This window comes from Bradyrhizobium sp. URHC0002 (assembly GCF_054059515.1).
Map to the genome: position 1 here is coordinate 8,679,672 of NZ_JBSSCF010000001.1, position 23,951 is coordinate 8,703,622.

Here is a 23,951-nt window from a genome sequence, read left to right on the forward strand (position 1 = left end):
GACCCGGCTCCTCACCATGAGGTAGTGCCAGCCCGTTACGCTGCCGCGGCGATGGCCCGCGGGTTTGCGACGTACTCCTTCATCACCTTGCCTGACGTGTCGACCTCGACGAGCGACACGTCGTAGCTCCAGAGATCGGCAAGGTGCTGCAGCACGCGTTTGGTGTCGGCTTCGGTGAGCTGGGCGCCCTTCACCACGGTGTGACGCAGCATCAGGCGGCGATCGCCGGCAAGGTCGACATCGACCACCTCGATGTTCGGGTCGATGAAGCCGACGTCGTACTGCCGCGCCAGCTCGCGCCGCAGCCGGCGGTAGCCGCGCTCGTCGTGGATGGCGTCGACCAGGATGCCGGAGCGATCTTCCGGATCGTCATGCAGATGGAACATGCGGAAGTGCCGCATCAGCCGCGGGCTCATGAACTGGCTGATGAAGCTTTCATCGCGGTAATTGGCCCAGATGTCGCGCAACACGGCCATGGCGTCGCCGGTGCCGGCGATATCCGGGAACCACTCGCGATCCTCGGCATCCGGATTGGTGACGATGCGCTCGATGTCCTGCATCATGGCAAATCCCAGCGCATACGGATTGAAGCCGGAATAGCGCGGGTCGTCGAACTCGGGCTGGAACACGACGTTGGTGTGTGACTGCAGGAATTCGAGGAAATTGCCGTCCGTCAGCCGCCCCTGCTGGTGCAGCCGGTTCATGATGCGATAGTGAACGTAGGTCGCCGTACCCTCGTTCATCACCTTGGTCTGGCTCTGCGGGTAGAAATACTGCGCGATGTGCCGCACGATCCGCAGCAATTCGCGTTGCCAGGGACGCAGGCGCGGCGCCGTCTTCTCGAGAAAATACAGCAGGTTTTCCTGCGGCAGACCGAGCATCTGGCGGCGGTGTTCGACGTCCAGTATCGCGCTGGTCTTCGCCGGGCCGGCCGGAACGGTGCGCCACAAATCGTTGAATGCGGCCTCCTCATGGGCGCGGCGCCTACCCGCCCGCTTTTCCTCGGCGCGAAGATCGAGACTCTTCTTGCCGGGATAGCGATCGATGCCGTGCGACATCAAGGCGTGCGCGGCATCGAGCGTGTGCTCGACCGCCAGCCGGCCATGGCGTTCCTCGCAATGCGCCACGTAGCGCTTGGCGAATTCGAGATAATCGAGGATGCCGTCGGCGTCGGTCCATTGCTTGAACAGATAGTTGTTCTTGAAGAAATGATTGTGGCCGAAGGCGGCATGCGCGATCACGAGCGTCTGCATCGTCGCGCTGTTTTCCTCCATCAGGTAGGAAATGCACGGCGACGAGTTGATGACGATCTCGTAGGCCAGCCCCATCAGCCCCTTGCGATAGGATGCCTCCTGAAAGGCAAAGTGCTTGCCGAACGACCAATGCTTGTAGAACAGCGGCATGCCGACCGACGAATAGGCGTCCAGCATCTGCTCGGCGGTAATGACCTCGATCTGGTTGGGATAGACATCGAGCCCCAATTCGTCCCGCGCAACCTGCTCGCAAGCGTCGCAGATCCGCTGCAGCGTCCGGAAGTCCCAGTCGGCGCCCTCGAACAGCAATTGGTCGGTCGCGGTCATGTCCCGGTCCTTTCCTGCTGGCTACGACGCTGGAAGAGATCGTGAAACACCGGGAATATCTCGCTGCGCTCGTTGACCTTGCGCATCGATAGCGGGGCGCCGCTCGCGCGCAGGCCCTCGTAAAGGGTCCAGAGCGACGAATTGGGCATCTCGTAGGACAGGCCATTTTCCTGGCCGACCTCCAGATAGGCAAAAAACTGGCTGACCGGCAGGATCTTGTCGGTCAGGAGCCGGCTGGTGACCTCGCCGTCCGAGTAGGAATTGTCGCCGTCGGAAGCCTGCGCAGCATAGATGTTCCAGTCCGCCGGCTTGAACCGCGACCGCACGATGTCATGCATTGCCTGCAACGCACTCGACACCAGCGTGCCGCCGGAAGCCGGTCCGTAAAAGAACGTCTGCTCGTCGACCTCTTCGGCGCGATCGGTATGCCGGATGAAAACGATCTCGACGTGGCGATAGCGCCGCTTCAGGAACACGTAGAGCAGCATATAGAAGCGCTTGGCGAGATCCTTCATGTGCTCGGTCATCGAGCCGGAGACGTCCATCAGGCAGAACATCACGGCCTGCGCCACCGGCTTCGGCACGGTCTCGAAACGTCGGTAGCGGATGTCGATCGGATCGATGAACGGTATCCGTTTGATCTTCGCCTTCAGGGCTTCGATCTCGGCCATCAGCTCGGCGCGGCGGGCCTCGTCGCTGCAATCCGCCAATTCCGCCTCGAGGGCCGCCAGCACCTCCGGCCTCGGCCGCCGCAGCGCGACGCGCCGCGCCAGGGCGCGGCTTACCGTTCGGCCCACCGAAATATTCGCGGGCGAGCCGGTCGTTGTGTACCCCGCCCGGCGAATGCCCATGCTTTCGACCTCGGCCAGCTTTCGCTTGGCGAGATCGGGCAATTCCAAATCGTCCAGGAACAGGTCGACGAACTCTTCGCGGCTGAGAACGAAGCGGAACGTATCTTCGCTGTCGCCCTCGCCCGCGCCCCTGCCCTTGCCGCCGCTCGGGTTCGGCCGCGGCAGCATGTCGCCTTCGATGAACTTCTTGTTTCCAGGCAGCACCATGTCGCGCGTGCCACCCTCGCGGCGAAAGCGCGGCTCGTCCATACCATCGATCGGCACGCTGACCTCGCCGCCTTCCAGGACATCCTTGATGTCCCGGTCCTGCGACGATTTCTTCACCGCCCCCTGAACCAGCGCCTTGGCCCGGCGCAGAAAGCGCTGCCGATTTTCCAGACTCTTGCTACCCGGATTCAGGCGCCGGTCGACGATGTGAATAGCCACGGTCTCATCCGCCTCAGCCAGCCTGTTTTACGCGCATGTACCACTCGACCAGCCGGCGGACTTGCCGCTCGGTGTAGCCGCGCTCGACCATGCGTGCGACAAACTCGCCATGCTTCTTTTCAGTCTCGCCGTCCTTCTTCGAACCGAAGGAGATCACGGGAAGCAGATCCTCGACCTGGGAGAATATCCGCTTCTCGATCACTTCTCGAATCTTTTCGTAGCTGGTCCATGACGGATTCTTGCCACCGTGCTGGGCCCGCGATCGCAGCGAGAACTTGACGACCTCGTTGCGGAAGTCCTTGGGGTTGGCGATGCCGGCCGGCTTTTCGATCTTGGTCAGCTCCTGATTGAGCAGTTCGCGATCGAGCAGTTGTCCGGTGTCGGGATCCTTGAAGTCCTGATCCTCGATCCAGGCATCGGCATAATCGACATAGCGATCAAACAGGTTCTGGCCGTAGTCCGAATAGGATTCCAGATAGGCCTTCTGGATCTCATGCCCGATGAATTCGGCATAGCGCGGCGCCAGTTCGGCCTTGATGAACTCGAGGTAACGCTTCTCGACTTCGTCGGGAAGCTGTTCGCGCCGGATCGCCTGCTCCAGCGTGTACATCAGATGAACCGCGTCGGCACCGACCTCATTGGTGTCATGATTGAAGGTCGCAGCGAGAACCTTGAAGGCGAAGCGGGTCGAAACGCCGTCCATGCCTTCGTCGACACCGGCGGAATCCCTGTACTCCTGAACGCTGCGCGCCTTCGGATCGGATTCCTTCAGGCTTTCACCGTCGTAGATCCGCATCTTGGCGTACACGGTCGAGTTCTCGTGCTTGCGCAACCGCGACATCACCGAGAAGCGCGCCAGCGTTTCCAATGTGGACGGCGCGCACGGCGCAGCGGCCAGTTCGGAGCCCTGAATCAGCTTCTCGTAGATCTTCTGCTCCTCGGCGACGCGCAGACAGTACGGCACCTTGATGACGCAGATACGGTCGATGAAGGCCTCGTTGTTCTTGTTGGTCTTGAAGCTCTGCCATTCAGCCTCGTTGGAATGGGCGAGAATGACGCCGGTGAACGGGATCGCGCCGATGTTCTCGGTCCCGATATAATTGCCTTCCTGCGTCGCCGTCAGCAGCGGATGCAGCATCTTGATCGGCGCCTTGAACATCTCGACGAACTCGAGAATGCCCTGGTTGGCGCGATTGAGGCCGCCCGAATAACTGTAAGCGTCGGGATCGTTCTGGGCGTAAGTCTCCAGCTTGCGGATATCGACCTTGCCGACCAGTGACGAGATGTCCTGGTTGTTTTCGTCGCCGGGCTCGGTCTTTGCGATCCCGATCTGGCGCAGCCGCGACGGCTGGATCTTGGCGACGCGGAATTGCGAGATGTCACCACCGAAGGATTCGAGGCGCTTGTAGCACCACGGGCTCATCAGTCCGGTGAGGCGGCGGCGCGGAATGCCGTACTTCTCCTCGAGCATCGGCCCGAGCGAGTCCGGATCGAACAGGCTGAGCGGGCTTTCGAACACCGGGCTGAGCTCGTCGCCGGCCTTCAACACGTAGATGGGATGGACTTCCATCAACGACTTGAGGCGCTCGGCAAGCGATGACTTTCCGCCGCCGACAGGCCCGAGCAGATAGAGTATCTGCTTGCGCTCTTCGAGGCCCTGCGCCGCGTGGCGGAAGAAGCCTACGATGCGTTCGATCGTTTCTTCCATGCCGTAGAAGCCGGCGAAGGCCGGATAGAGCCGCATCGTCCGATTCAAAAAGATACGGCCAAGGCGAGGATCCTTGGCCGTGTCAATCATCTGAGGCTCACCGATCGCAGCTAGCAATCGTTCGGCAGAATTGGCATATCGCATCGGATCGCTTCGACACGACTCCAGATATTCCGCCATCGACATATCGGTCTGACTTCGGGCCTCGAAAGACCGGGCGAAAGCATTGAACAGAGAATCGTTGTACATGATCCGTCTCTCCATGGTCACCTGTAAATGCCGGACGCTCCCACTCGGTTCCAGTGTCGGAACGTCACAGCTTCGTTCGCGAATCACCATCAGCACATGAGCCAATTGGACACGCGAGCGACTTCACAATGCAATGCAATAGTCGTGCTAATGGCGCTTGCCTCGTAAAGATACGGTGCCATTTCGCTTCCGTTGTATCCGTGCTGCAACATTTTCACCGGGTAACTACTGAGCAGCATGTAAGGGATTTTTTAAGGATTCCGAGTGGCCGTGCCGGCTCGAATCGGCGTTGGTTTGGCGATCCCAAGCAGCAACGCTGAAAAATCCGGGGTTCTGAGCGATCCGAACGCACGGTAACGGCGCTTTTTGTGACATTCGGACGGCCAGCCCGCGGCAAATAAGGCCAAGATGAATACGCATTCATTTGGCGACCCGCGCGTTGAACGTGGCGGCCGCCAACTGCAACTAAAGTAACATGGCGCGCGTTTAGCCCGAGTCTGCCATGAAATAGGCCTGCATCGTCGCCGCCATTGCCTGCGTCGTCGCAGCCCATGCCTGTGACGCCCAGGAGGGCGTCGACAAAGCCAAAGCCACCGCTTTCGATGCCCAAATGTTCGGCGGCCCGCTCCGGCAAAAGACCTATGCCTGCTTCGTGCGTCGTTATGACACCGGTCATCCGGCGGAGCATCCGAAGCAGAAGGTCAGCGCGACGAAGCTTTTGGTTACGGCCGAGGACGCGCCGGAAGAGAAGACCGTCAATTGCTCGTTCCGCCTCGGCTTCAAATATCGCCACCGCGCCGGCAATTTCGATCCCAGCGGCTGCTGCCATCACATCGTCGCCGACGACGCCAGCAACGAATTGGTCGCCGGTGCCGACGACAGGATTTTCCGCGTTGATCGCGCCGATCTGCACGAATGCTCCGGGTTGGTGACGGGTCGCAAGGAGCTTGCGGCACTCCGGCACAAGTGAGCCATCCTACATAAGTTGGTATGCCTCACTACTTTGGTCTGTGACCCGCACCACTTTGGCCGGAGAGATTTCATTCATCGACGCAATATCCTGTGGGCGCGATTTCGGCTTTCGGCGCAGCCTTTGCCGCATCCCACGCCAGCGCGGCTACCGACGCCGCACCTTCGGCGAAATTGAAAGTGGTCTATCACCTCACCGATCTCGACAAGGTCAGCTTCGCACTGGGCAACAGCCGGCCTCGAACTCAGTCTGCAGCAACACCATGAAGTCGCAGCATGTCACGCTGAAGGACTTGCTGCCGGGCTTTGTTGCCGCCGAGCGCGGCGGCGTGGTGCGGATCGCCGAGCTGCAATCGCAGGGTTATCTTTACCTCCGACCTTGAAACGTTACCGACGGACGTGAAGCTTCCACGTCAACCGCTCATTTGGGCGATCTGGTCGCCGTACTTTCGCCCGCTCCGCGCGCCGATGCCGGCCGCTTCAGCCGTGGTCTGGCCAAACGCGCAGGGCACACAAAAGCACGAGGCTGGCAGGCGACGAAAAACTGCGCATGACGGCCTCCTTCACGACTTCGTGCTTGTGCCCATTGGTGTCACAATTCGGGAAGCCGGTTCGACCGATCCGCTGGGATCGAGGCCGGCAGAACCAGCCATTTTCGGGATCGAACCGACACCCATGACGTTATCGTCCCGGACCGCCCCATTCCGTCCAGCAGCATTCCCAACCAAATGTTGACTTTCCGGCCCTGCCCCCGAAAGTGCCGGAAACCCAAAACCGACCGAACAGAACAGGCACCATGAATCCCGTCAAAGCACTCGAAAACCATGGCCAGGCGGTCTGGCTGGACTTCCTTGCCCGCGGCTTCGTCGCCAAGGGCGACCTCAAGGCGCTGATCGATACCGACGGCGTCAAGGGCGTGACGTCGAACCCCTCGATCTTCGAAAAGGCGATTGGCAGTTCGGACGAGTATGACGGCGCGATCGGTCATGCGCTAAAGGCTGGCGACCGCCCCGTCGCCGACCTGTTCGAGGCGGTGGCGATCGAGGACATCCAGAACGCCGCCGACGTGCTGCGGCCGGTTTACGACCACTTGAATGGCAGCGACGGTTTCGTCAGCCTCGAGGTCTCGCCCTATCTGGCGATGGATACCAAGGGAACCATCGCGGAAGCCGAACGGCTCTGGAAGGACGTCAAGCGGCAAAACCTGATGGTGAAGGTGCCGGCCACGCCGGAAGGGCTGCCCGCGATCGAACATCTGATCGGCGAAGGCATCAGCATCAACATCACGCTGCTGTTCTCGCAAGAGGTCTATCGCGAGGTAGCCGAGGCTTACATCGCGGGCCTCGAAAAATACGTCGCCAAGGGCGGCGATCCCGCGCCTGTCGCCAGCGTTGCGTCGTTCTTCGTCAGCCGCATCGATACCGCGGTCGACAAGCAGCTCGACGACAAGATCGCAAGAGCCAATGACCCAAGCGAGAAGGAGCGACTGAGCGCGCTGAAGGGCAAGGTCGCCATCGCCAACGCCAAGCTCGCCTATCAGGACTACAAGCGGCTGTTCGCCGGCCCCCGCTGGGAGAAGCTCGCGGCCAAGGGCGCAAAGCCGCAGCGGCTGTTGTGGGCATCCACCGGCACCAAGAACAAGGACTACAGCGATGTGCTGTATGTCGAGGAATTGATCGGGCCCAACACCGTCAACACCGTGCCGCCGGCAACGTTGGATGCATTCCGCGACCATGGCAAACCCCGCGACAGCCTCGAGGAGAATATCGAGGACGCAAGCCGCGTGCTGGAAGAACTCGAAAAGGCCGGCATCTCGCTCGATGCCATCACGGCCGAACTGGTCAGGGACGGCGTCAAGCTGTTTGCGGATGCCGCCGACAAGCTCTACGGCGCGGTTGCGAGCAAGCGCGCGGCTTCGCTCAGCGGCGGCATCGACCGGCAGCAACTCGCGCTCGGCGACGGCATCAGGAAGGCCGTCGAGAAGAGCACCGAGGATTGGCGCGCGTCGGCGACAATCCGCCGCCTGTGGCAAAAGGACAACTCGGTCTGGACCGATGACGACGAGAACAAATGGCTGGGTTGGCTGAACAGCCCCGCGGCCGCCGACGTCGCCGACTACGAGGATTTTGCCCGCCGCGTGAAGGGGCAGAATTTCAGCGATGCGGTCGTGCTCGGCATGGGCGGATCGAGCCTCGGGCCGGAAGTGCTGGCGGAAACGTTCGCCAAAAAATCCGGTTTCCCGAAGCTGCACGTGCTCGATTCCACCGACCCCGCACAGGTGCGCGCGATGGAGGATACGGTCGATCTCGCCCACACGCTGTTCATTGTCTCCAGCAAATCGGGCGGCACTACCGAGCCGAACGTGATGAAGGATTATTTTTTCGATCGCGTCGCCAAAACCATCGGCAAGAACAAGGCCGGGCACCGCTTCATCGCCGTCACCGATCCCGGCTCGTCGCTGGAGAAGACCGCGATCAGCCAAGGCTTTGCCCGCATCTTCCATGGCGATCCCGCGATCGGCGGGCGCTACTCCGTGCTATCGCCGTTCGGGCTGGTGCCGGCAGCTGCCGCCGGCATCGACGTTCGCAGCCTGATCACGCATGCGCTTGCGATGGTGCGCTCTTGCGGCGCCGACGTGCCGCCGCACGAAAATCCCGGCGTACAGCTTGGGCTCGCGATGGGACTTGCCGGCCTCGAAGGCCGCGACAAGGTGACGATTACCTCGTCGGAGAAGGTCGCCGATTTCGGCGCCTGGGCCGAGCAATTGATTGCCGAATCCACCGGCAAGGACGGCAAGGGTCTGATCCCGATCGACGGCGAGCCGCTCGGCGATCCCTCGCTTTACGGCAACGACCGCTTCTTCATCGACATCCGAACCGAAGGCGAGGACGACGCCTCGCATGATGACCGGCTCAAAGCGCTCGAAGCGGCCGGGCATCCCGTGGTCCGCATCGTCATGAAGTCGATCGACCACATCGGCCAGGAATTTTTCCGCTTTGAGATGGCTACCGCCGTGGCCGGCGCGATCCTCGGCATCAACCCGTTCAACCAGCCTGACGTGGAAGCAGCCAAGATCAAGACCCGCGAACTGACGGCTGCGTTCGAGAAGACCGGCGCGCTGCCTGCGGAGAAGCCTGTCATTTCGACCGATGAGGCTGATCTCTACACCGACGCGCACAACGCCGCCGAGCTGCGCAAGGCCGGCGCCGACGGCACGCTCGGTTCGTGGATCAAAGCGCATCTTTCGCGTTCCGAGAACGGCGACTATGTCGCCCTGCTCGCCTATATCGCGCGAGATCCCGGCACGATCGGATCGCTGCAGAAGATGCGGCTTGCCGTGCGCGACACGCGTCACGTCGCAACCTGTGCCGAATTCGGCCCGCGCTTCCTGCACTCCACTGGACAAGCCTACAAAGGCGGGCCCGACAGCGGCGTGTTCCTGCAGATCACGGCCGACGATGCCGAGGATTTGCCGGTGCCCGGCCAGAAGGCGAGTTTCGGCATCATCAAGGCGGCGCAGGCGCGCGGCGATTTCGACGTGCTCACCGAACGCGGGCGACGCGCGCTGCGCGTTCACCTCAAGGGTGACCTCGGATCGGGATTGTCTGCACTCGACGCCGCGATTGCGGAAGCGCTCAGCTAGGGAAGTCAGAATATGCAACTCGGCATGATCGGGCTCGGCCGGATGGGCGGCAATATCGTCCGCCGGCTGATGAAGAACGGCCACACCGCCGTGGTCTATGACAAGGATGCGAAGGCGGTGGCCGGCCTCGCCGGCGAAGGCGCCGTCGGCGCCGACACGCTGGAAGATTTCGTGGCGAAACTGGAGAAGCCGCGCACCGCCTGGGTGATGCTGCCGGCCGGCAAGATTACCGAAGCGACCATCGACGCATTGGCAAAGCTGATGCAGCCCGGCGACGTCATCATCGACGGCGGCAACACGTTCTGGCAGGACGACGTCCGCCGCGGCGCAGCGCTGAAGGCACAGGGCCTGCATTATCTCGACGTCGGTACCAGCGGCGGCGTCTGGGGCATCGAGCGCGGCTATTGCATGATGATCGGCGGCGACAAGCCGGTGGTCGACCGGCTCGATCCGATCTTCAAGACATTGGCGCCCGGGATCGGCGATATCCCGCGCACGCCGGGGCGTGACGGCCGCGACCCGCGCATCGAGCAGGGCTACATCCACGCCGGCCCGTCCGGCGCCGGCCACTTCGTCAAGATGATCCACAACGGCATCGAATACGGCCTGATGCAGGCCTATGCCGAGGGCTTTGACATCCTGAAGAACGCCAATATCGACGCGTTGCCGCCGGAGCATCGCTTCGACATGAACATCGCTGATATCGCCGAGGTATGGCGGCGCGGCAGCGTGATCCCGTCCTGGCTGCTCGATCTCACATCCTCCGCGCTCGCGGAAAACCAGACGCTCGATAATTACTCGGGCTTTGTGGAAGATTCCGGCGAGGGACGCTGGACCGTCAACGCCGCGATCGATGAAGCCGTGCCGGCGGAAGTGCTGACGGCGGCGCTCTACACGCGCTTCCGTTCGCGCAAGGATCACACCTTTGCGGAAAAGATCCTGTCTGCGATGCGGGCCGGTTTCGGCGGCCACAGAGAGCCGCCGAAAAAACCTGATGCGAAGGCCTGAGCAGTCATGGCGGTCGGTCAGATAGCGCAGAAGAAACCCGATCCCTGCTCCTTCGTCATTTTCGGCGTAACCGGCGACCTCGCGCACCGGCTGGTCGTGCCTGCGCTCTATAACCTTGCCGCCAGCGATCTCCTGCCGGACCGGTTCTGCCTGGTCGGCGTCGCCCGCAAGGGCACGACGAGCGACAAACTGCGCGACAGCCTGATGAAAGGTCTGCGGCAGTTTGCGACCCGTGCCGTGGACGATGCGATCGCGCAGCGCCTCCTGGCATGCGTGACCTGCGTCGAGGCCGACCCGAGGGAGCCTGAATCATTCGACACCATGAGCAAACAGCTCGACGAACTCGAAGCCACGCGAGGCACCGGCGGCAACCGCCTGTTCTATCTGGCGACGCCGCCCGACGCGTTCCTGCCGATCAGTCGTGAACTCGGCCGCACCGGCATGCTGGCGGAGAACGGGGCATGGCGGCGGCTGGTGGTGGAAAAGCCGTTCGGCACCGACCTCGCTTCGGCAAAAGCGCTCAACAGTGAATTGCTCAAACTGGTCGAAGAGCACCAGATCTATCGGATCGATCATTACCTCGGCAAGGAGACGGTGCAGAACATCCTGGTGTTGCGCTTCGCCAATGGCATGTTCGAGCCGATCTGGAACCGTAACCATATCGACCATATCCAGATCACCGTCGATGAAAAACTCGGCGTCGGGCATCGCGGCAGCTTTTACGACGCGACCGGCGCGTTGCGCGACATGGTGCCGAACCATCTGTTCCAGTTGCTGTCGCTGGTCACAATGGAGCCGCCGGTGAAGTTCGACGCCCATTCGGTGCGCTCCGAAAAGGCCGAAGTGCTTTCCGCAATCCAGCCCCAGAGCGAGCAAGAGGCGCTGCAAAATTCCGTGCGCGGCCAATACCGGGGCGGCAGGATTGGCGATACCGAAATCGACGACTATCGCAAGACCCCCGACGTCGCGCCCACCAGCACCACCGAGACCTATGCCGCGCTGAAGCTGACCATCGACAACTGGCGCTGGGCCGGCGTGCCCTTTTACCTGCGCACTGGTAAGGCGCTCGGCGTCAAGCGCACCGAAATCGCCATCAAGTTCAAGCAGGCGCCGTTCGCGATGTTCCGCGACACGCCGGTGGACCGGCTGTCGCAGAACTACCTCATCATCTCGACCGAGCCGACCGAAGGCATCGCGCTGCAGTTCAACACCAAGGTGCCGGGGCCGAACATCAACATCGACGGCGTCGAGATGAAGTTCCGCTACAAGGATTACTTCAAGGCCGAACCTTCTACGGGCTACGAGACGCTGATCTATGACTGCATGATCGGCGACAACATCCTGTTTCAGCGTGCCGACAGCGTCGAGGCCGGCTGGCAGGCGGTGCAGCCGTTCCTCGATGCATGGAAGAAGGCAGGCGGCAAGGGGTTGAAGGTCTACGAACCGGGCAGCGAAGGACCGGAGGAAGCCAACGATTTGCTTGAACGCGACGGCCGAAGCTGGCGAAAGCTCGGGTGAACCATGGCCGCGAACGACAATCGCCGTGTGATCACGGTCGCCGATCCGGCGGCGCTGGCGGCCACCGCCGCCGAACATGTGCTGGCCACGACAGCCGCCAACAGCGGCCGCGTGGCGATCTGCCTGACCGGCGGATCGAGCCCGAAGCAGCTCTACCAATTGCTTGCGACCGAGGCCTATCGCAGCCGGATCCCGTGGCAGCGCGTGCACTGGTTCATCGGCGACGAACGCTTCGTGCCGGCCGATGACCCGCTCAACAACATGGGCATGGCGCGAACGGCTTTCCTGGACCGATGCGCACCGCCGGCAAACATCCATCCGATTCCGACCGCGACCGCCGACCCCACCGATCCTGACCTGGGCGCCACGCTTTACGAACAGGAACTGAAGTCGTTTTACGGGGCAGACACGCTCGATGAAGCCCGGCCGCTGTTCGATCTCGTGCTGATGGGCGTCGGTCCGGACGGCCACACCGCGTCGTTGTTTCCCGGCGATCCCGCGCTCGACGAGACCGCGCGCTGGGTCGTCGGCGTGCCCAAAGCGAATATCGAGCCGTTCGTCCCGCGGATCAGCCTCACGCTGCCCACCCTCGCCTCCTGCCGCGAAATGCTGTTCGAGGTTGCAGGCATCGATAAGCGTGCGATCTTGACGCGGCTCTTCGCAGCCGAGAACCTGCCCGCCAACCGCGCGCGGTCCACCGGCGAGACGGTCTGGCTGGTGGACCGAGCCGCGATTCCGGAGAATTTTGGTGGGCAGTAACACTCCTTGTGCGCTGGTGGTGATGGGCGTCTCCGGCTCGGGCAAGAGCACCATCTCCGATCATCTCGCCAGGCGACTCGGCTGGCGCTACGAGGACGGCGACAGGTTTCACCCGGCAAGCAACGTCGCGAAGATGAGCGCCGGCCATCCCCTGACGGACGAGGACCGCTGGCCGTGGCTGCAGGCGATTGCCGACGAGATCGACCGCCTCTCGGCCGCCGGTGAGCGCGCCGTCATCGCCTGCTCGGCGCTGAAGCGGGCCTATCGCGACATCCTCGTGCACGGCCGCGACGATGTCCGCATCGTCTTTCTCGACGGAACGCAGGATCTGATCGCCGCCCGGCTCGCGGCGCGCAAGGGGCACTTCATGCCGCCGGGCCTGCTCGCCAGCCAGTTCAAGACGCTGGAGCGGCCGGGCACGAACGAGCGGCCGATCATTGTATCGATCGACGCGCCGGTCGAGAGAATCGTGGATGACATCGTCAGTCAATTGAACCTGGTTGCGCAATGACCCGTATCTCGCTTGTGGTTTCCGACGTCGACGGCACGCTGCTGACCAAGGACAAAATCCTGACCGATGGCGCCAAGGCGGCAGTACGGAAACTGCACGAGGCCGGCATCGGCTTTACCATCGTCTCCAGCCGACCGACCATCGGCATGGGCTTTCTGATCGAGCCGCTTTCGATCACGCTTCCCCTCGGCGCCTTCAACGGCAGCTCGATCGTCGACGACAAGCTCAGGCCGATCGAGCAGCACTTGATCGCCGCTGCGGTAGCGCAACGCAGCCTCGACGTACTCAATGCGTTCGGCGTCGATATCTGGCTCTTCACCAACGACCGCTGGTACACGCGCAGTCCCGACGGCGAATACGTCCCGCACGAGAAACGCGCGATCAAGGCCGATCCGACCATCATCGCGGATTTCACGCCGCATCTCGGAGCGGCATGCAAGATCGTCGGCGCCAGTTCGGACGCGGCACTGCTGCAGCGTTGCGAGGTGGCGATGAAGCAGGCGGTCGGGCATGAGGCCACGGCCGTCCGTTCGCAAACCTATTATCTCGACATCACCCCGCCCGGCCATGACAAGGGCACCTTCGTGGAGGCCATTGCGAAGCGGCTGGGCATTCCGAGCGGCGCAATTGCGACGATCGGCGACATGGAGAACGACCTGCCGATGTTTGCCAAAAGCGGCGTCTCGTTTGCGATGGGAAATGCCGCCGACAACATCAAGCGGCACGCGACGCATGTGACCGACAGCAACGAGCACGACGGGTTTGCCGCCGCGATCGAGACGGTGCTGCGGCTCGGATAAGGGTTCCTCACGCGAACCGGCATCCACTCCGGATCGGGACCGGGGCAGGCTTTCGCTCGAAAACGCCATGCTCCGCCGTATCAAGCCTGCGTGAAGGATAAATCGAGGAGTTCTCAAAGTCTTTGCGCAGCAAATCCGCTTCTGTTGGCCGCCACGATCGGCAAGCGCGAGCCGGTGTCCGACCGCCTCCTCCCATGAAGGCAGGTTCACCCCAGCCCGGGCCTGCCGCGGCGAAGACGGGTGCCGGCTCGCGCAACTTGCCGGTTAAGTAACGCAAGACCGTAGGGTGGGCAAAGCGGAGCGTGCCCACCATCGTGAGCGAGCGTGAAATGGTGGGCACGTCGCTGTCGCTCCTTTGCCCACCCTACGAACTTTGCACCCTTGCGCAAACGCTTCGCGTTTGTCGCAGGCAATGACGCAGAGAGCTATTTCGAGCGCTGCACCGCCGGCTTCTCGGTCGGCGTCTTCGCCGCGCAGAGATTATGCGCGGTGTTGATCAGCGCGATATGCGTCAGCGCCTGCGGGAAATTGCCGGTCTGGCGGCAGGCGGCCGTATCATACTCCTCGGCCAGCAGGCCGAGATCGTTGGCAACCGCGACCACGCGGCTAAACAGCTCCTGCGCGTGAGCGAGTTCACCCGCCAGCACATAGGCGTCCGCCAGCCATAGCGTGCAGGCCAGAAACGCGCCTTCGGCCGGTTGCTGCTCCGATTCGCGGGGATCGTGCCGCAGCACAAAACCGTCGCGCATCAGATACCGTTCGACCGCGGCGAGCGTGCCGCGGACGCGCGGGTCTTCCGGCGGCAGGAAGCCGACCGACGGCAGCAGCAGGATGCTGGCATCGAGCATCTTCGAACCGTAGGACTCGACGAACGAGTTCAATTCGAGGTCAAATCCCCGCGCGCAGACATCGATGTGAATGCTCTCGCGGAGCGCGCGCCACTTCGCAAGCGGCGCCTTGAAGCCGAACGTCTCGGCGCTCTTGATGCCGCGGTCGAACGCGACCCAGGTCATCACCTTCGACGAGACATAGTGCTTGCCATCGCCGCGCATCTCCCAGATGCCGTGATCGGGCTTGTCCCACTCCTCGGCAAGATGCTCGAGCACCGTGCATTCCACCGCCCAGGTGCTTGCATCCAGTTCAAGCTTGGCCGTGCGCCATTGATGGAAGGCGTCGATCAGTTCGCCGTAGACGTCGAGTTGCAGTTGTGCATGCGCGGCGTTGCCGACCCGCACCGGTTGCGCGCCTTCGTAGCCGGGCAGCCAGGCAGCCTCCCATTCCAGGAGACGCCGCTGGCCCATGATGCCGTACATGATCTGCATGTTGGCCGGAGAACCCGCCGCCGCCCGCAACAGCCAGCGGTGCCAGGCGGAAGCTTCCTCGGTATAGCCCGAGTTGATCAGCGCGAGCAGTGTGAAGGTGGCGTCGCGCAGCCAGCAGAAGCGATAATCCCAGTTGCGGTCGCCGCCGAGCTTTTCCGGCAGTGAGGTCGTTGGAGCTGCAACGATGCCGCCGGTCGGCGCATAGGTCTGCGCCTTCAGCGTAATCAGCGAGCGCATCACGAGGTCGCGGTATTCGCCTTCATAGGTGCAGCGGCTGCACCATTCGGTCCAGAACGCCTTGGTGTCCTGCAAGGCGTCTGCAGGATTAATCGGCTTCGGCACCGGCAGATGCGAAGGGCCGTAGGTGAGCACGAAGGGGACGGTGTCACCCTCGCCTACCTCGAAATCGGCGACCGTCGTCAGGTCCTCGCCGCGGGTCTCGACCGGCGTCCGCAACACCGTCATGTCCTGCCCGCAGATCGCCAGCAGCGCCGAACCATCCTCGCTTTTCTTGACCCAGGGAATATCCACGCCGAAGCCGAAACGGATCACCAGTTGCATGTGCATCCTGACCCGGCCGCGAACGCCGCGCACCAGCCGCACCACATCGGAGGCGTTGCCGCGCGGCGGCATGAAATCGATCAGGTCGACCGCACCGCCAGCGGTCTCGAACCGGGTCTGAAGGATCAGGGTGTCATCCCAATAGCGGCGCGAGGTGCCGGTAATCTCGCCCACCGGTGCGATCTGCCAGCGGCCGTGCTTCTCGCTGCCGAGAAGGGCTGCAAAGCAGGCGTCGGAATCGAAGGCCGGCCAGCACAGCCAGTCGATCGATCCGTTCCGGCCGACCAGCGCTGCGGTTTCGCAGTCTCCGATCAGCCCATAGTCTTCGATACGACACGGCACGGTGCTTCACCGCCTGATCAGATCGCGGCGCGCGACCGCTCATGGGTTGCCGCCTTGAGCGCGGCGACGTCAACTGTGGATGTCATTTCCTCGATCGGCACCGGAAGCCGCCGCCGCCAGTTCGGATGCTCGTTGACGGTGCCGGGGATGTTGGGCTGGTCCACCACCCCGAGCAGATCCTCCAGCGAGATCGCGAGCAGCCGCGACCTGGTGCGCGCCAGAAAATTCGCCACCGAATAGAGATCGTTGCGGTCGATGGTGTGATGACGGAGCACGTCGTCGAGCATCGCCAGCGCACGCCAGCGCGCATCGTCGGTCTCGCCCGGATCGATGCCGAGCGAGCGCTTCAGCTTGAGATCGCCGAACGAGCGCCAGCCGGCATAGGTCGAGAGATCGTGGGTGTTGAACGTGACGAGCGCATTCGTCAAGTAGTGGTCGATATGGCGGAACGAGCCGCCGTCGTCGCGCTCGAACATCATCACGAGATACGACCAGATGCCCCAATCGGCGATCTGGTCGCGAAAGCCCTCCGGCACGGTGCCGAGGTCTTCACCAATCACGACGCAGCGGTTAGCGATGCTTTCCTGCGCGGTCACCGCCAGCAGCGCCTCGAACGGCATCTGGACGTAGACGCCGTCGCGTGCGGTGAAGCCTTGCGGCACCAGATAGAGCCGCTTCAGCCCGAGCACATGGTCGAGCCGGATGGCGCCGGCGTGGCGCATCGAGGCGCGCAGCATGTCGCGGTATGGCGCAAAGGACTGAAGCTCGAGCCCAACGGCATTGAACCCGGCAAGGCCCCAGGTCTGGCCGGCGGTGTTGAGCGGATCGGGCGGCGCGCCGACGCCGAGATGGCGGGATATCGCGACCTGCTCGTTCCAGGCATCGAAGCCGTCGGCCTGCACGCCGACCGCGACGTCGAGATAGAGCCCGACCTTCATGCCGAGTTGCTTCGCCAGATCGGCGGCGGCCCCCAACTGCCGGTCGGCAGTCCATTGCACGAATTCGACGAACTCGATCTCGCTGGCGTCCGCGCCCTGGCGCAGGGCCGCGCATCTGGAATCGTCCGGCACCCGCCAATCTTCCGGCCATTCCCACCACGGCTTGCCAAATTTGTGCCGGAGCACCTCGAAGCAGGCAAAGTGCGACAGCAGGGTGCCGCGCTCGGCGCGGAATTTGTCAAAATCCTGTTGGCGGCCCGGCTTGGCGTTGGTCTTGAAAGCAGCAAAGGCCGTGCGAAGCCCCCGCCACTTCAAGGCGGCGACGCCGACGTAATCGACGGCATCGCCTGCCCGCACCAGCGCCAACGCCTCGCTTGTTTCGGAATCCGGCTGGAATTCGGGAAGCTTTTCAACGTCGATATAGAGCGCGTTGAGAAACAGCCGGCTGTTCGGCGAATAGGGGCTGCAATCGCCCGGGCGATCGTCGAACAGGGCATGCAGCGGATTGAGGCCGACGCCGTCGGCACCGAGATGATCGGCGAGTTCGATCAGGCTGGCGAGATCGGTGAAGTCGCCCATGCCCCAGTTGCGCGCGGAGCGGACGCCGTAAAGCTGGGCCGCGAGCAGCCAGCAGCGGTCGAACTCGCCACCAAATGCCCGTTCCGGCGCCGAAATCAGCGGCACGTCCTCTGTGGTCGTGGCGTCGCTCACCTGAAGCCGGTAGACGCCAGGCGGCAGGTCTCTGGGCCAGTCGATGGCGTGATCCGAGCTCTCGCCCTTGGCGATAACCCCCGAGTCCGCAACGATTTTCCACGCCACCGGAAGCCTGGCTGTAGCCGGGAGCTCGGTTCGCGACGGCCGGCCCGAGCGGACCACGACCGGCTGGCCGACCAGCGGTCCCGGAGCCTGCGGCGGCAGGGCATCCAGGATGATTTTGAGCGCGGCCGCGTCCGTCACACGGCGGTGACCCTGGCCGTCCAGGAACTCGGTCTGGATTCCCTGGGCCTTGGCTTGAGCAAAAAGGTCCATTCGGCACGTACTTTGCACGCAAACATCAAACCGATGTCGCGAAATTGTCCAATTAAGGGAAGGAGATAGAGGGTGTCTAACGCTCGGGCCCATCAACGGTTCCAAGGGAACCAAAGCGAGTCGAGCGGCTTTCTATCTCAGTTCGAAACGTCTCCCGTTTCTGAAACGAAACGGGCACGTCATTTCCATGGCAGTGGCATCACCGTGAACAAAAAAGCGCAAACCGCCGAGAGCTCTAACGCCGGCGTCTCCCTTCCTATCGACGGCGCCTATCCGCTCAATCCGGGTGGCAGCCTTGTGGGCGAAGCAAAGGGGGTGCCAGCCATTGAGGCCGTCACCGACGAGCTCTGGTACAAGGATGCGATCATCTACCAGCTGCACGTCAAGGCCTTCGCCGACAGCAACAATGACGGCATCGGCGACTTTGCCGGGCTGACCGAGAAACTGGGCTATCTGCAGGATCTCGGCGTCACCACGCTGTGGCTGTTGCCGTTTTACCCCTCCCCCGGGCGCGACGACGGCTACGACATCGCCGATTACGGCGACATCAATCCCGATTTCGGGACGATGAAGGATTTCCGCCGCTTCATCCAGGAAGCCAAAAAGCGCGGATTGCGGGTCATCACCGAGCTCGTCATCAACCACACCTCCGACCAGCACGACTGGTTCAAGCGCGCCCGCCGCTCGGACCCGAATTCCTCAGCCCGCAACTGGTATGTCTGGAGCGACACCGACCAGAAATATCCGGGCACGCGGATCATCTTCACCGATACCGAGAAATCGAACTGGACCTGGGATCCGGAAGCCGGCCAGTTCTACTGGCATCGCTTCTTCTCGCACCAGCCCGACCTCAATTTCGACAATCCGCGCGTAGTGAGCGCGCTGGTGCAGGTGATGAAGCGCTGGCTCGACACCGGCGTCGACGGCTTCCGCCTCGACGCCATCCCCTATCTCTGCGAGCGCGATGGCACCAACAACGAGAACCTGCCCGAGACGCATGAGATCATCCGAGGGCTGCGCCGCGAGCTCGACAATTACGCCAAAGGCAAGGTGCTGCTGGCCGAGGCCAATCAATGGCCGGAGGACGTGCAGGAATATTTCGGCCGCGGCGACGAATGCCACATGGCCTATCACTTCCCGCTGATGCCGCGCATCTACATGGCGATCGCACAGGAAGACCGCTTCCCGATCACCGACATCCTGCGCCAGACGCCGGATATCCCGGGCAACTGCCAGTGGGCGCTGTTCCTGCGCAATCACGACGAGCTGACGCTGGAAATGGTCACCGACGTCGAGCGCGACTATCTGTGGTCGACCTACGCCAACGATCCCCGGGCGCGCATCAATGTCGGCATCCGCCGGCGGCTGGCGCCGCTGATGGACAATGACCGGCGCAAGATCGAATTGATGAACTCGCTGCTGTTCTCGTTCCCGGGCACGCCGATCATCTATTACGGCGACGAGATCGGCATGGGCGACAACATCTATCTCGGCGACCGCAACGGCGTCCGCACCCCCATGCAATGGACGCCGGACCGCAATGGCGGCTTCTCCCGCTCCGACCCGGCGCGGCTGTACGCGCCGACCATCATGGATCCGGTCTATGGCTATGAGGCGGTCAATGTCGAGGCGCAGTCGCGCAGCCTGTCCTCGCTGCTCTCGGCCACCAAGCGGCTGATCGCGGTCCGCAAATCGACGCTCGCGTTCGGCCGCGGCACCATGACGTTCATCCGCCCGGAGAACCGCTCGGTGCTGTGCTATGTACGCCAGTATCAGGGCGAAGTTATCCTGTGCGTCGCCAACCTGTCGCGATCGGCGCAGGCGACCGAACTCGACCTTTCCGCCTACAAGGACCGCATCCCGCTGGAAATGCTCGGCCGCACCCGCTTCCCGCCGATCGGCGAACTGCCCTACATGATCACGCTGTCTCCTTATGGCTTCTACTGGTTCGAACTGCAGGAGCGCGACAAATCGGAGCCGCTGCCGCAGCGCGCGGTGCCCGAGTTCGAAACGCTGGTGGTGCCGCTGAACGCGACATGGGTGTCGCTGGCGCGCGAGCGCGGCGTGTTCGAGCGCGACGTGCTTCCGGGGCATCTGGCGCGCAGCCGCTGGTATCCGGAACGATCGCCCAAGGCGATCCGTCCGACCCTGACTTCGGCCATTCCATTCTGCGACATCGGCGACAACCGGCCATGGCTCGCCCTCTTCGAGACGACACAGCGCGGCGTCAACACGCGCTACGTGCTGCCGCTGCAGATCGAATGGGTGCGCTTCGATCGCGAGCGCTACAACCCGCATGCACTGGCCGCGGTTCGGCAAGGCGCCCGCGAAGGCACCCTGCTCGACGTCGCCACCGACCAGATCTTCATCGCGCTATTGTTGCGCAATCTGCAGCAATCGCTGACGCTCGACGAGAGCGAACAGGGCTTGCGGCTCGAATTCCGGCCAACCAAACGCTTCAGCGACAAGCCGATCCGGCAGCCCGAGCACATCCGCATCGTCGACTCCGAGCAACCTCGCAGCACCGCCCTGGTGGACAACGACTATGTCGTCAAGATCTATCGGACGCTTCAGCCCGGTCCCAATCCCGAAATCGAGATGGGACGTTTCCTCACCGACGTCGCCAATTTTGCCAACACGCCGGCGCTGCTCGGCAGCGCCGAACTGGTCGAGGGCAACGAGAAGAGCGCGGTCGGCGTCGTTCACGCCTTCGTCGCCAATCAGGGCGACCTCTGGACCGTGAGTGCGTCCTATCTCGATCGCTTTGTCGAGGAGCAGCGCCTGCTGGCGGCGAGCATCCACCCCGGCGAGCGCGAGGAAGAGATTCCCTATCTGCGTTACATGTCGCAGGCCGGGCGGCGCGTGGCCGAGCTGCATGTTGCGCTTGCCAGCAACAACGAGCTTGCCGAGTTCGCGCCGGAGCCTGCCGGCAGCGACGACGTGCAGCGCTGGATCGACGATCTGATGCTGTGCGCCGGCCGCGTTTTCGATGCGCTCCGGCAGCGGCGCGAGACGCTGAGGGAAGCCGACCGCCCGCTGGCCGACGAGGTGCTGGCGTTGCAGCCGGCCCTGCCGGATTTGCTCGAAACGCTGCTGCCGCGCGACGCCGACGCCGTCAACATCCGCTGCCATGGCGACCTCGATCTCACTCAGTTGCTGATCGTCAAGGACGACATCTTCATCGTCGACTTCGACGGCGCGCCACGGCTCAGTATCGCCGAACGCCGGCGCAAGGTGCCCGCGGCGCGCGACATCGCCAGCATGGTCCGATCGATCGATTATTCGGCAACCGCAGCCCTTGAGCGGGCGTTGAAAGTAGCCCACGATGAGCACGGCAAGCTCGGCGCGGCGCTTGGCGAGTGGCGTGACCGGGCGGCGTCCGCATTTCTCGCCGCCTACCACGAAGCCATGACCGATCAGCGGCTGTGGCCCGCCGATCCCGATGCGGCAGACGGCTTGCTGACCTTCTTCCTGCTCGAGAAGGCCTTGAACGAAATCGAACACGAATTGTCATTCCGGCCGGAATGGCTGCGCGTGCCGTTAATCGGAATCATCCGAATGTTGTCGCAACCATCCTTCGAGGCCTCATGACCAAGCTACCCGCCGAGGCCTATGCCATCATCGAAGGCAAGCATTCCGATCCTTTTCGTTATCTCGGCTTGCACAGCGAGGGCGGCCACAGCGTGGTGCGCGCTTTCATCCCCGAAGCTTCCAACGTGGAGGCGATCGGCGAGCACGGCGAGACGGCGCCGCTTGAGCGAATTCACGATGCCGGGCTGTTCGCAGGCGCGCTGCCGAACGGCTCCAAACGCTACCAGCTCCGCGCCCGCTTCGGTGAAAACGTCGTCGATCTCGACGATCCCTACCGCTTCCCGCCCGTGCTCAGCGACTTCGATCTCTATCTGCTGGGCGAAGGCACTCACCGGCGGATCTACGACAAGCTCGGCGCACATCCGATAACGCTCGACGGCGTCGACGGCGTGGCGTTCGTGGTGCTGGCGCCGAACGCCAAGGCCGTCAGCGTGGTCGGCGACTTCAATTTCTGGAATGCGCTGCGTCATCCGATGCGGGTGCGCGGCGTCGGCTATTGGGAATTGTTCGTGCCGCATGCCCGCGCCGGCGACCGCTACAAGTTCGACATCACCGGACCCGACGGCCAACATCTGCCGCTGAAATCAGATCCGGTAGCCTTTGCGGCGGAGATCAGGCCCTCGACGGCTTCGATCGTCGTCGATCAAAGCAGAATCCCGCACCCACAACCGGCGCCAGCGGGCATCAACGCGCTGGGCGCGCCGATCTCGATCTATGAGGTTCATCTCGGTTCGTGGCGGCGCAAGAACGGCAATGAATGGCTGAGCTATCGCGAACTCGCCGAACAGCTTCCGGCCTATGCAAAGGACATGGGCTTTACCCATCTCGAGTTTCTGCCCGTCAGCGAGCATCCGTTCGACGGATCATGGGGCTATCAGCCGACCGGCCTGTACGCGCCGACCAGCCGGTTCGGCACGCCGGAAGACTTTTCTGCCCTCGTCGATGCCTGCCATCGCGAAGGGATCGGCGTATGGCTCGACTGGGTGCCCGGGCATTTTCCCGACGATCCGCATGGGCTCGGCTATTTCGACGGCACCGCGCTCTACGAACACGCCAATCCCCTGCAGGGTCGCCACCTCGACTGGGGCACGCTGATCTACAATTACGGCCGCACCGAAGTGGTCAATTTCCTGGTTTCCAACGCGCTGTTCTGGTTCGATCGTTACGGCGTCGACGGCCTGCGTGTCGATGCCGTCGCCTCGATGCTCTATCTCGACTACAGCCGGCCCGCCGGCGAGTGGATTCCGAACCGGCACGGCGGCCGGGAAAACCTCGAAGCCATCGAATTCCTGCGCCGCTTCAACATCGAACTGTTCGGGCATTTTCCGGAAGCGACCACGGCCGCGGAGGAATCAACCGCATGGCCACAGGTCTCGCAGCCGGTCGAGTATGGCGGGCTCGGCTTCGGCTTCAAATGGAACATGGGCTGGATGCACGACACGCTGAAATATATCGGCAAGGATCCGGTGTACCGGAAGCACCATCACGGCGACATCCTGTTCGGCCTGCATTACGCGTTTTCGGAGAATTTCATTCTGCCGCTGTCGCATGACGAGGTCGTGCACGGCAAACGCTCGATCCTCGGCCGCATGCCGGGCGACGAGTGGCAGCGGTTTGCAAACCTGCGCGCCTATTACAGTTTCATGTTCGGCCATCCCGGCAAGAAGCTCTTGTTCATGGGCTGTGAATTCGGCCAGCAGCGCGAATGGAATCACGATCAGTCGCTCGACTGGCACCTGCTGGGGCAACAGCGGCACGCCGGCATTCAGAACCTGATCCGCGACCTCAACCGGCTCTATCGCGGCGTACCTGCGCTGCACGAGATGGACTGCAACCAGGCGGGATTTGAATGGGTCATCACCCATGATTCCGGCCACAACCTCTTTGCCTGGCTGCGCAAGGGCTTCGATGCACGCGCGCGCTGTCTCGTAATCGTGAACTTCTCGCCGAACGTCTACGAAAATTACCGCATCCGGGTGCCGTTCGCCGGCAAGTGGAAGGAAGCGCTCAATTCCGACTCCGCGCATTATGGCGGCAGCAATGTCGGCAATGTCGGCGAAGTCCGCACCCTGGAAGGCAGCATCCCCGAGCTCAGCCTGACCATCCCGCCGCTGGCCGCGATCTTTCTCGTACCGGAAAGCTGACG

General features: G+C 62.9%; 14 protein-coding genes and 1 pseudogene. 10 read left to right on the forward strand and 5 right to left on the reverse strand.

Features of this window, described 5'->3' with window-relative positions:
• Window positions 1-35: 35 nt before the first annotated feature.
• The 3 genes from ACVWVY_RS41885 to ACVWVY_RS41895 are packed head-to-tail and all read right to left on the reverse strand — an operon-like array spanning window position 36 to window position 4,814.
• Window positions 36-1,580 (reverse strand): SpoVR family protein, encoded by a 1,545-nt coding sequence (locus ACVWVY_RS41885; protein ID WP_456631868.1) that lies wholly within the window; start codon window positions 1,578-1,580, stop codon window positions 36-38.
• Window positions 1,577-2,857 carry a YeaH/YhbH family protein gene (locus tag ACVWVY_RS41890; RefSeq protein ID WP_456631869.1) on the reverse strand — a complete coding sequence of 427 codons (1,281 nt, stop codon included), beginning with the start codon at window positions 2,855-2,857 and terminating at the stop codon, window positions 1,577-1,579. The genes ACVWVY_RS41885 and ACVWVY_RS41890 overlap by 4 nt, the downstream gene beginning before the upstream one ends.
• Window positions 2,858-2,870: 13 nt before the next feature.
• Window positions 2,871-4,814 carry a PrkA family serine protein kinase gene (locus tag ACVWVY_RS41895; protein WP_456631870.1) on the reverse strand — a complete coding sequence of 648 codons (1,944 nt, stop codon included), beginning with the start codon at window positions 4,812-4,814 and terminating at the stop codon, window positions 2,871-2,873.
• Window positions 4,815-5,424: 610 nt separating this feature from the next.
• Here ACVWVY_RS41895 and ACVWVY_RS41900 point away from each other — a divergent pair.
• From ACVWVY_RS41900 to ACVWVY_RS41935, 8 genes and pseudogenes are all read left to right on the forward strand, one after another.
• Window positions 5,425-5,784 (forward strand): hypothetical protein, encoded by a 360-nt coding sequence (locus tag ACVWVY_RS41900; protein WP_456631871.1) that lies wholly within the window; start codon window positions 5,425-5,427, stop codon window positions 5,782-5,784.
• A 250-nt stretch (window positions 5,785-6,034) separates the two neighbouring features.
• A pseudogene (locus ACVWVY_RS41905) lies at window positions 6,035-6,166 on the forward strand (DsrE family protein); the annotation flags it as partial.
• A 413-nt stretch (window positions 6,167-6,579) separates the two neighbouring features.
• The gene (locus tag ACVWVY_RS41910) at window positions 6,580-9,426 is read left to right on the forward strand and encodes a bifunctional transaldolase/phosoglucose isomerase (protein WP_456631872.1); all 2,847 of its coding nucleotides are present in this window, start codon (window positions 6,580-6,582) and stop codon (window positions 9,424-9,426) included.
• Window positions 9,427-9,438: 12 nt separating this feature from the next.
• Window positions 9,439-10,434, forward strand: coding sequence for a phosphogluconate dehydrogenase (NAD(+)-dependent, decarboxylating) (gene gnd, locus ACVWVY_RS41915; RefSeq protein WP_456631873.1), 996 nt, complete (start codon window positions 9,439-9,441; stop codon window positions 10,432-10,434).
• Window positions 10,435-10,440: 6 nt separating this feature from the next.
• Complete coding sequence (gene zwf / locus ACVWVY_RS41920; RefSeq protein ID WP_456631874.1) at window positions 10,441-11,952, forward strand: glucose-6-phosphate dehydrogenase; 1,512 nt, start codon at window positions 10,441-10,443, stop codon at window positions 11,950-11,952.
• A 3-nt stretch (window positions 11,953-11,955) separates the two neighbouring features.
• Window positions 11,956-12,711, forward strand: a complete 756-nt coding sequence (gene pgl, locus ACVWVY_RS41925) for a 6-phosphogluconolactonase (RefSeq protein WP_456631875.1) — start codon at window positions 11,956-11,958, stop codon at window positions 12,709-12,711.
• 22 nt (window positions 12,712-12,733) lie between these two features.
• Complete coding sequence (locus ACVWVY_RS41930; protein ID WP_456632458.1) at window positions 12,734-13,222, forward strand: gluconokinase; 489 nt, start codon at window positions 12,734-12,736, stop codon at window positions 13,220-13,222.
• Window positions 13,219-14,022, forward strand: a complete 804-nt coding sequence (locus tag ACVWVY_RS41935; RefSeq protein WP_456631876.1) for a Cof-type HAD-IIB family hydrolase — start codon at window positions 13,219-13,221, stop codon at window positions 14,020-14,022. Before ACVWVY_RS41930 ends, ACVWVY_RS41935 begins: the two co-directional genes overlap by 4 nt.
• Window positions 14,023-14,447: 425 nt before the next feature.
• Here the strand turns inward: ACVWVY_RS41935 and ACVWVY_RS41940 are convergent, their stop codons facing one another.
• Window positions 14,448-16,247, reverse strand: coding sequence for a glycoside hydrolase family 15 protein (locus tag ACVWVY_RS41940; RefSeq protein WP_456631877.1), 1,800 nt, complete (start codon window positions 16,245-16,247; stop codon window positions 14,448-14,450).
• A gap of 17 nt (window positions 16,248-16,264) precedes the next feature.
• The gene (gene malQ / locus ACVWVY_RS41945; protein ID WP_456631878.1) at window positions 16,265-18,214 is read right to left on the reverse strand and encodes a 4-alpha-glucanotransferase; all 1,950 of its coding nucleotides are present in this window, start codon (window positions 18,212-18,214) and stop codon (window positions 16,265-16,267) included.
• Window positions 18,215-18,511: 297 nt separating this feature from the next.
• Here malQ and treS point away from each other — a divergent pair, with 297 nt between their 5' ends.
• Both treS and glgB read left to right on the forward strand, forming a co-directional pair.
• Window positions 18,512-21,805 (forward strand): maltose alpha-D-glucosyltransferase, encoded by a 3,294-nt coding sequence (gene treS / locus ACVWVY_RS41950; protein ID WP_456632459.1) that lies wholly within the window; start codon window positions 18,512-18,514, stop codon window positions 21,803-21,805.
• Window positions 21,802-23,949 (forward strand): 1,4-alpha-glucan branching protein GlgB, encoded by a 2,148-nt coding sequence (gene glgB / locus ACVWVY_RS41955; protein ID WP_456631879.1) that lies wholly within the window; start codon window positions 21,802-21,804, stop codon window positions 23,947-23,949. Before treS ends, glgB begins: the two co-directional genes overlap by 4 nt.
• The last annotated feature ends 2 nt before the right edge of the window (window positions 23,950-23,951 follow it).

Bases quoted from the DNA above. Each gene is read 5' to 3' on its own strand.
- ACVWVY_RS41885 (WP_456631868.1), bottom strand. From the start codon at position 1,580: ATGACCGCGACCGACCAATTGCTGTTCGAGGGCGCCGACTGGGACTTC.
- ACVWVY_RS41895 (WP_456631870.1), bottom strand. From the start codon at position 4,814: ATGTACAACGATTCTCTGTTCAATGCTTTCGCCCGGTCTTTCGAGGCC.
- ACVWVY_RS41900 (WP_456631871.1), top strand. From the start codon at position 5,425: ATGTTCGGCGGCCCGCTCCGGCAAAAGACCTATGCCTGCTTCGTGCGT.
- ACVWVY_RS41910 (WP_456631872.1), top strand. From the start codon at position 6,580: ATGAATCCCGTCAAAGCACTCGAAAACCATGGCCAGGCGGTCTGGCTG.
- gnd (WP_456631873.1), top strand. From the start codon at position 9,439: ATGCAACTCGGCATGATCGGGCTCGGCCGGATGGGCGGCAATATCGTC.
- zwf (WP_456631874.1), top strand. From the start codon at position 10,441: ATGGCGGTCGGTCAGATAGCGCAGAAGAAACCCGATCCCTGCTCCTTC.
- pgl (WP_456631875.1), top strand. From the start codon at position 11,956: ATGGCCGCGAACGACAATCGCCGTGTGATCACGGTCGCCGATCCGGCG.
- ACVWVY_RS41930 (WP_456632458.1), top strand. From the start codon at position 12,734: ATGGGCGTCTCCGGCTCGGGCAAGAGCACCATCTCCGATCATCTCGCC.
- ACVWVY_RS41935 (WP_456631876.1), top strand. From the start codon at position 13,219: ATGACCCGTATCTCGCTTGTGGTTTCCGACGTCGACGGCACGCTGCTG.
- malQ (WP_456631878.1), bottom strand. From the start codon at position 18,214: ATGGACCTTTTTGCTCAAGCCAAGGCCCAGGGAATCCAGACCGAGTTC.
- glgB (WP_456631879.1), top strand. From the start codon at position 21,802: ATGACCAAGCTACCCGCCGAGGCCTATGCCATCATCGAAGGCAAGCAT.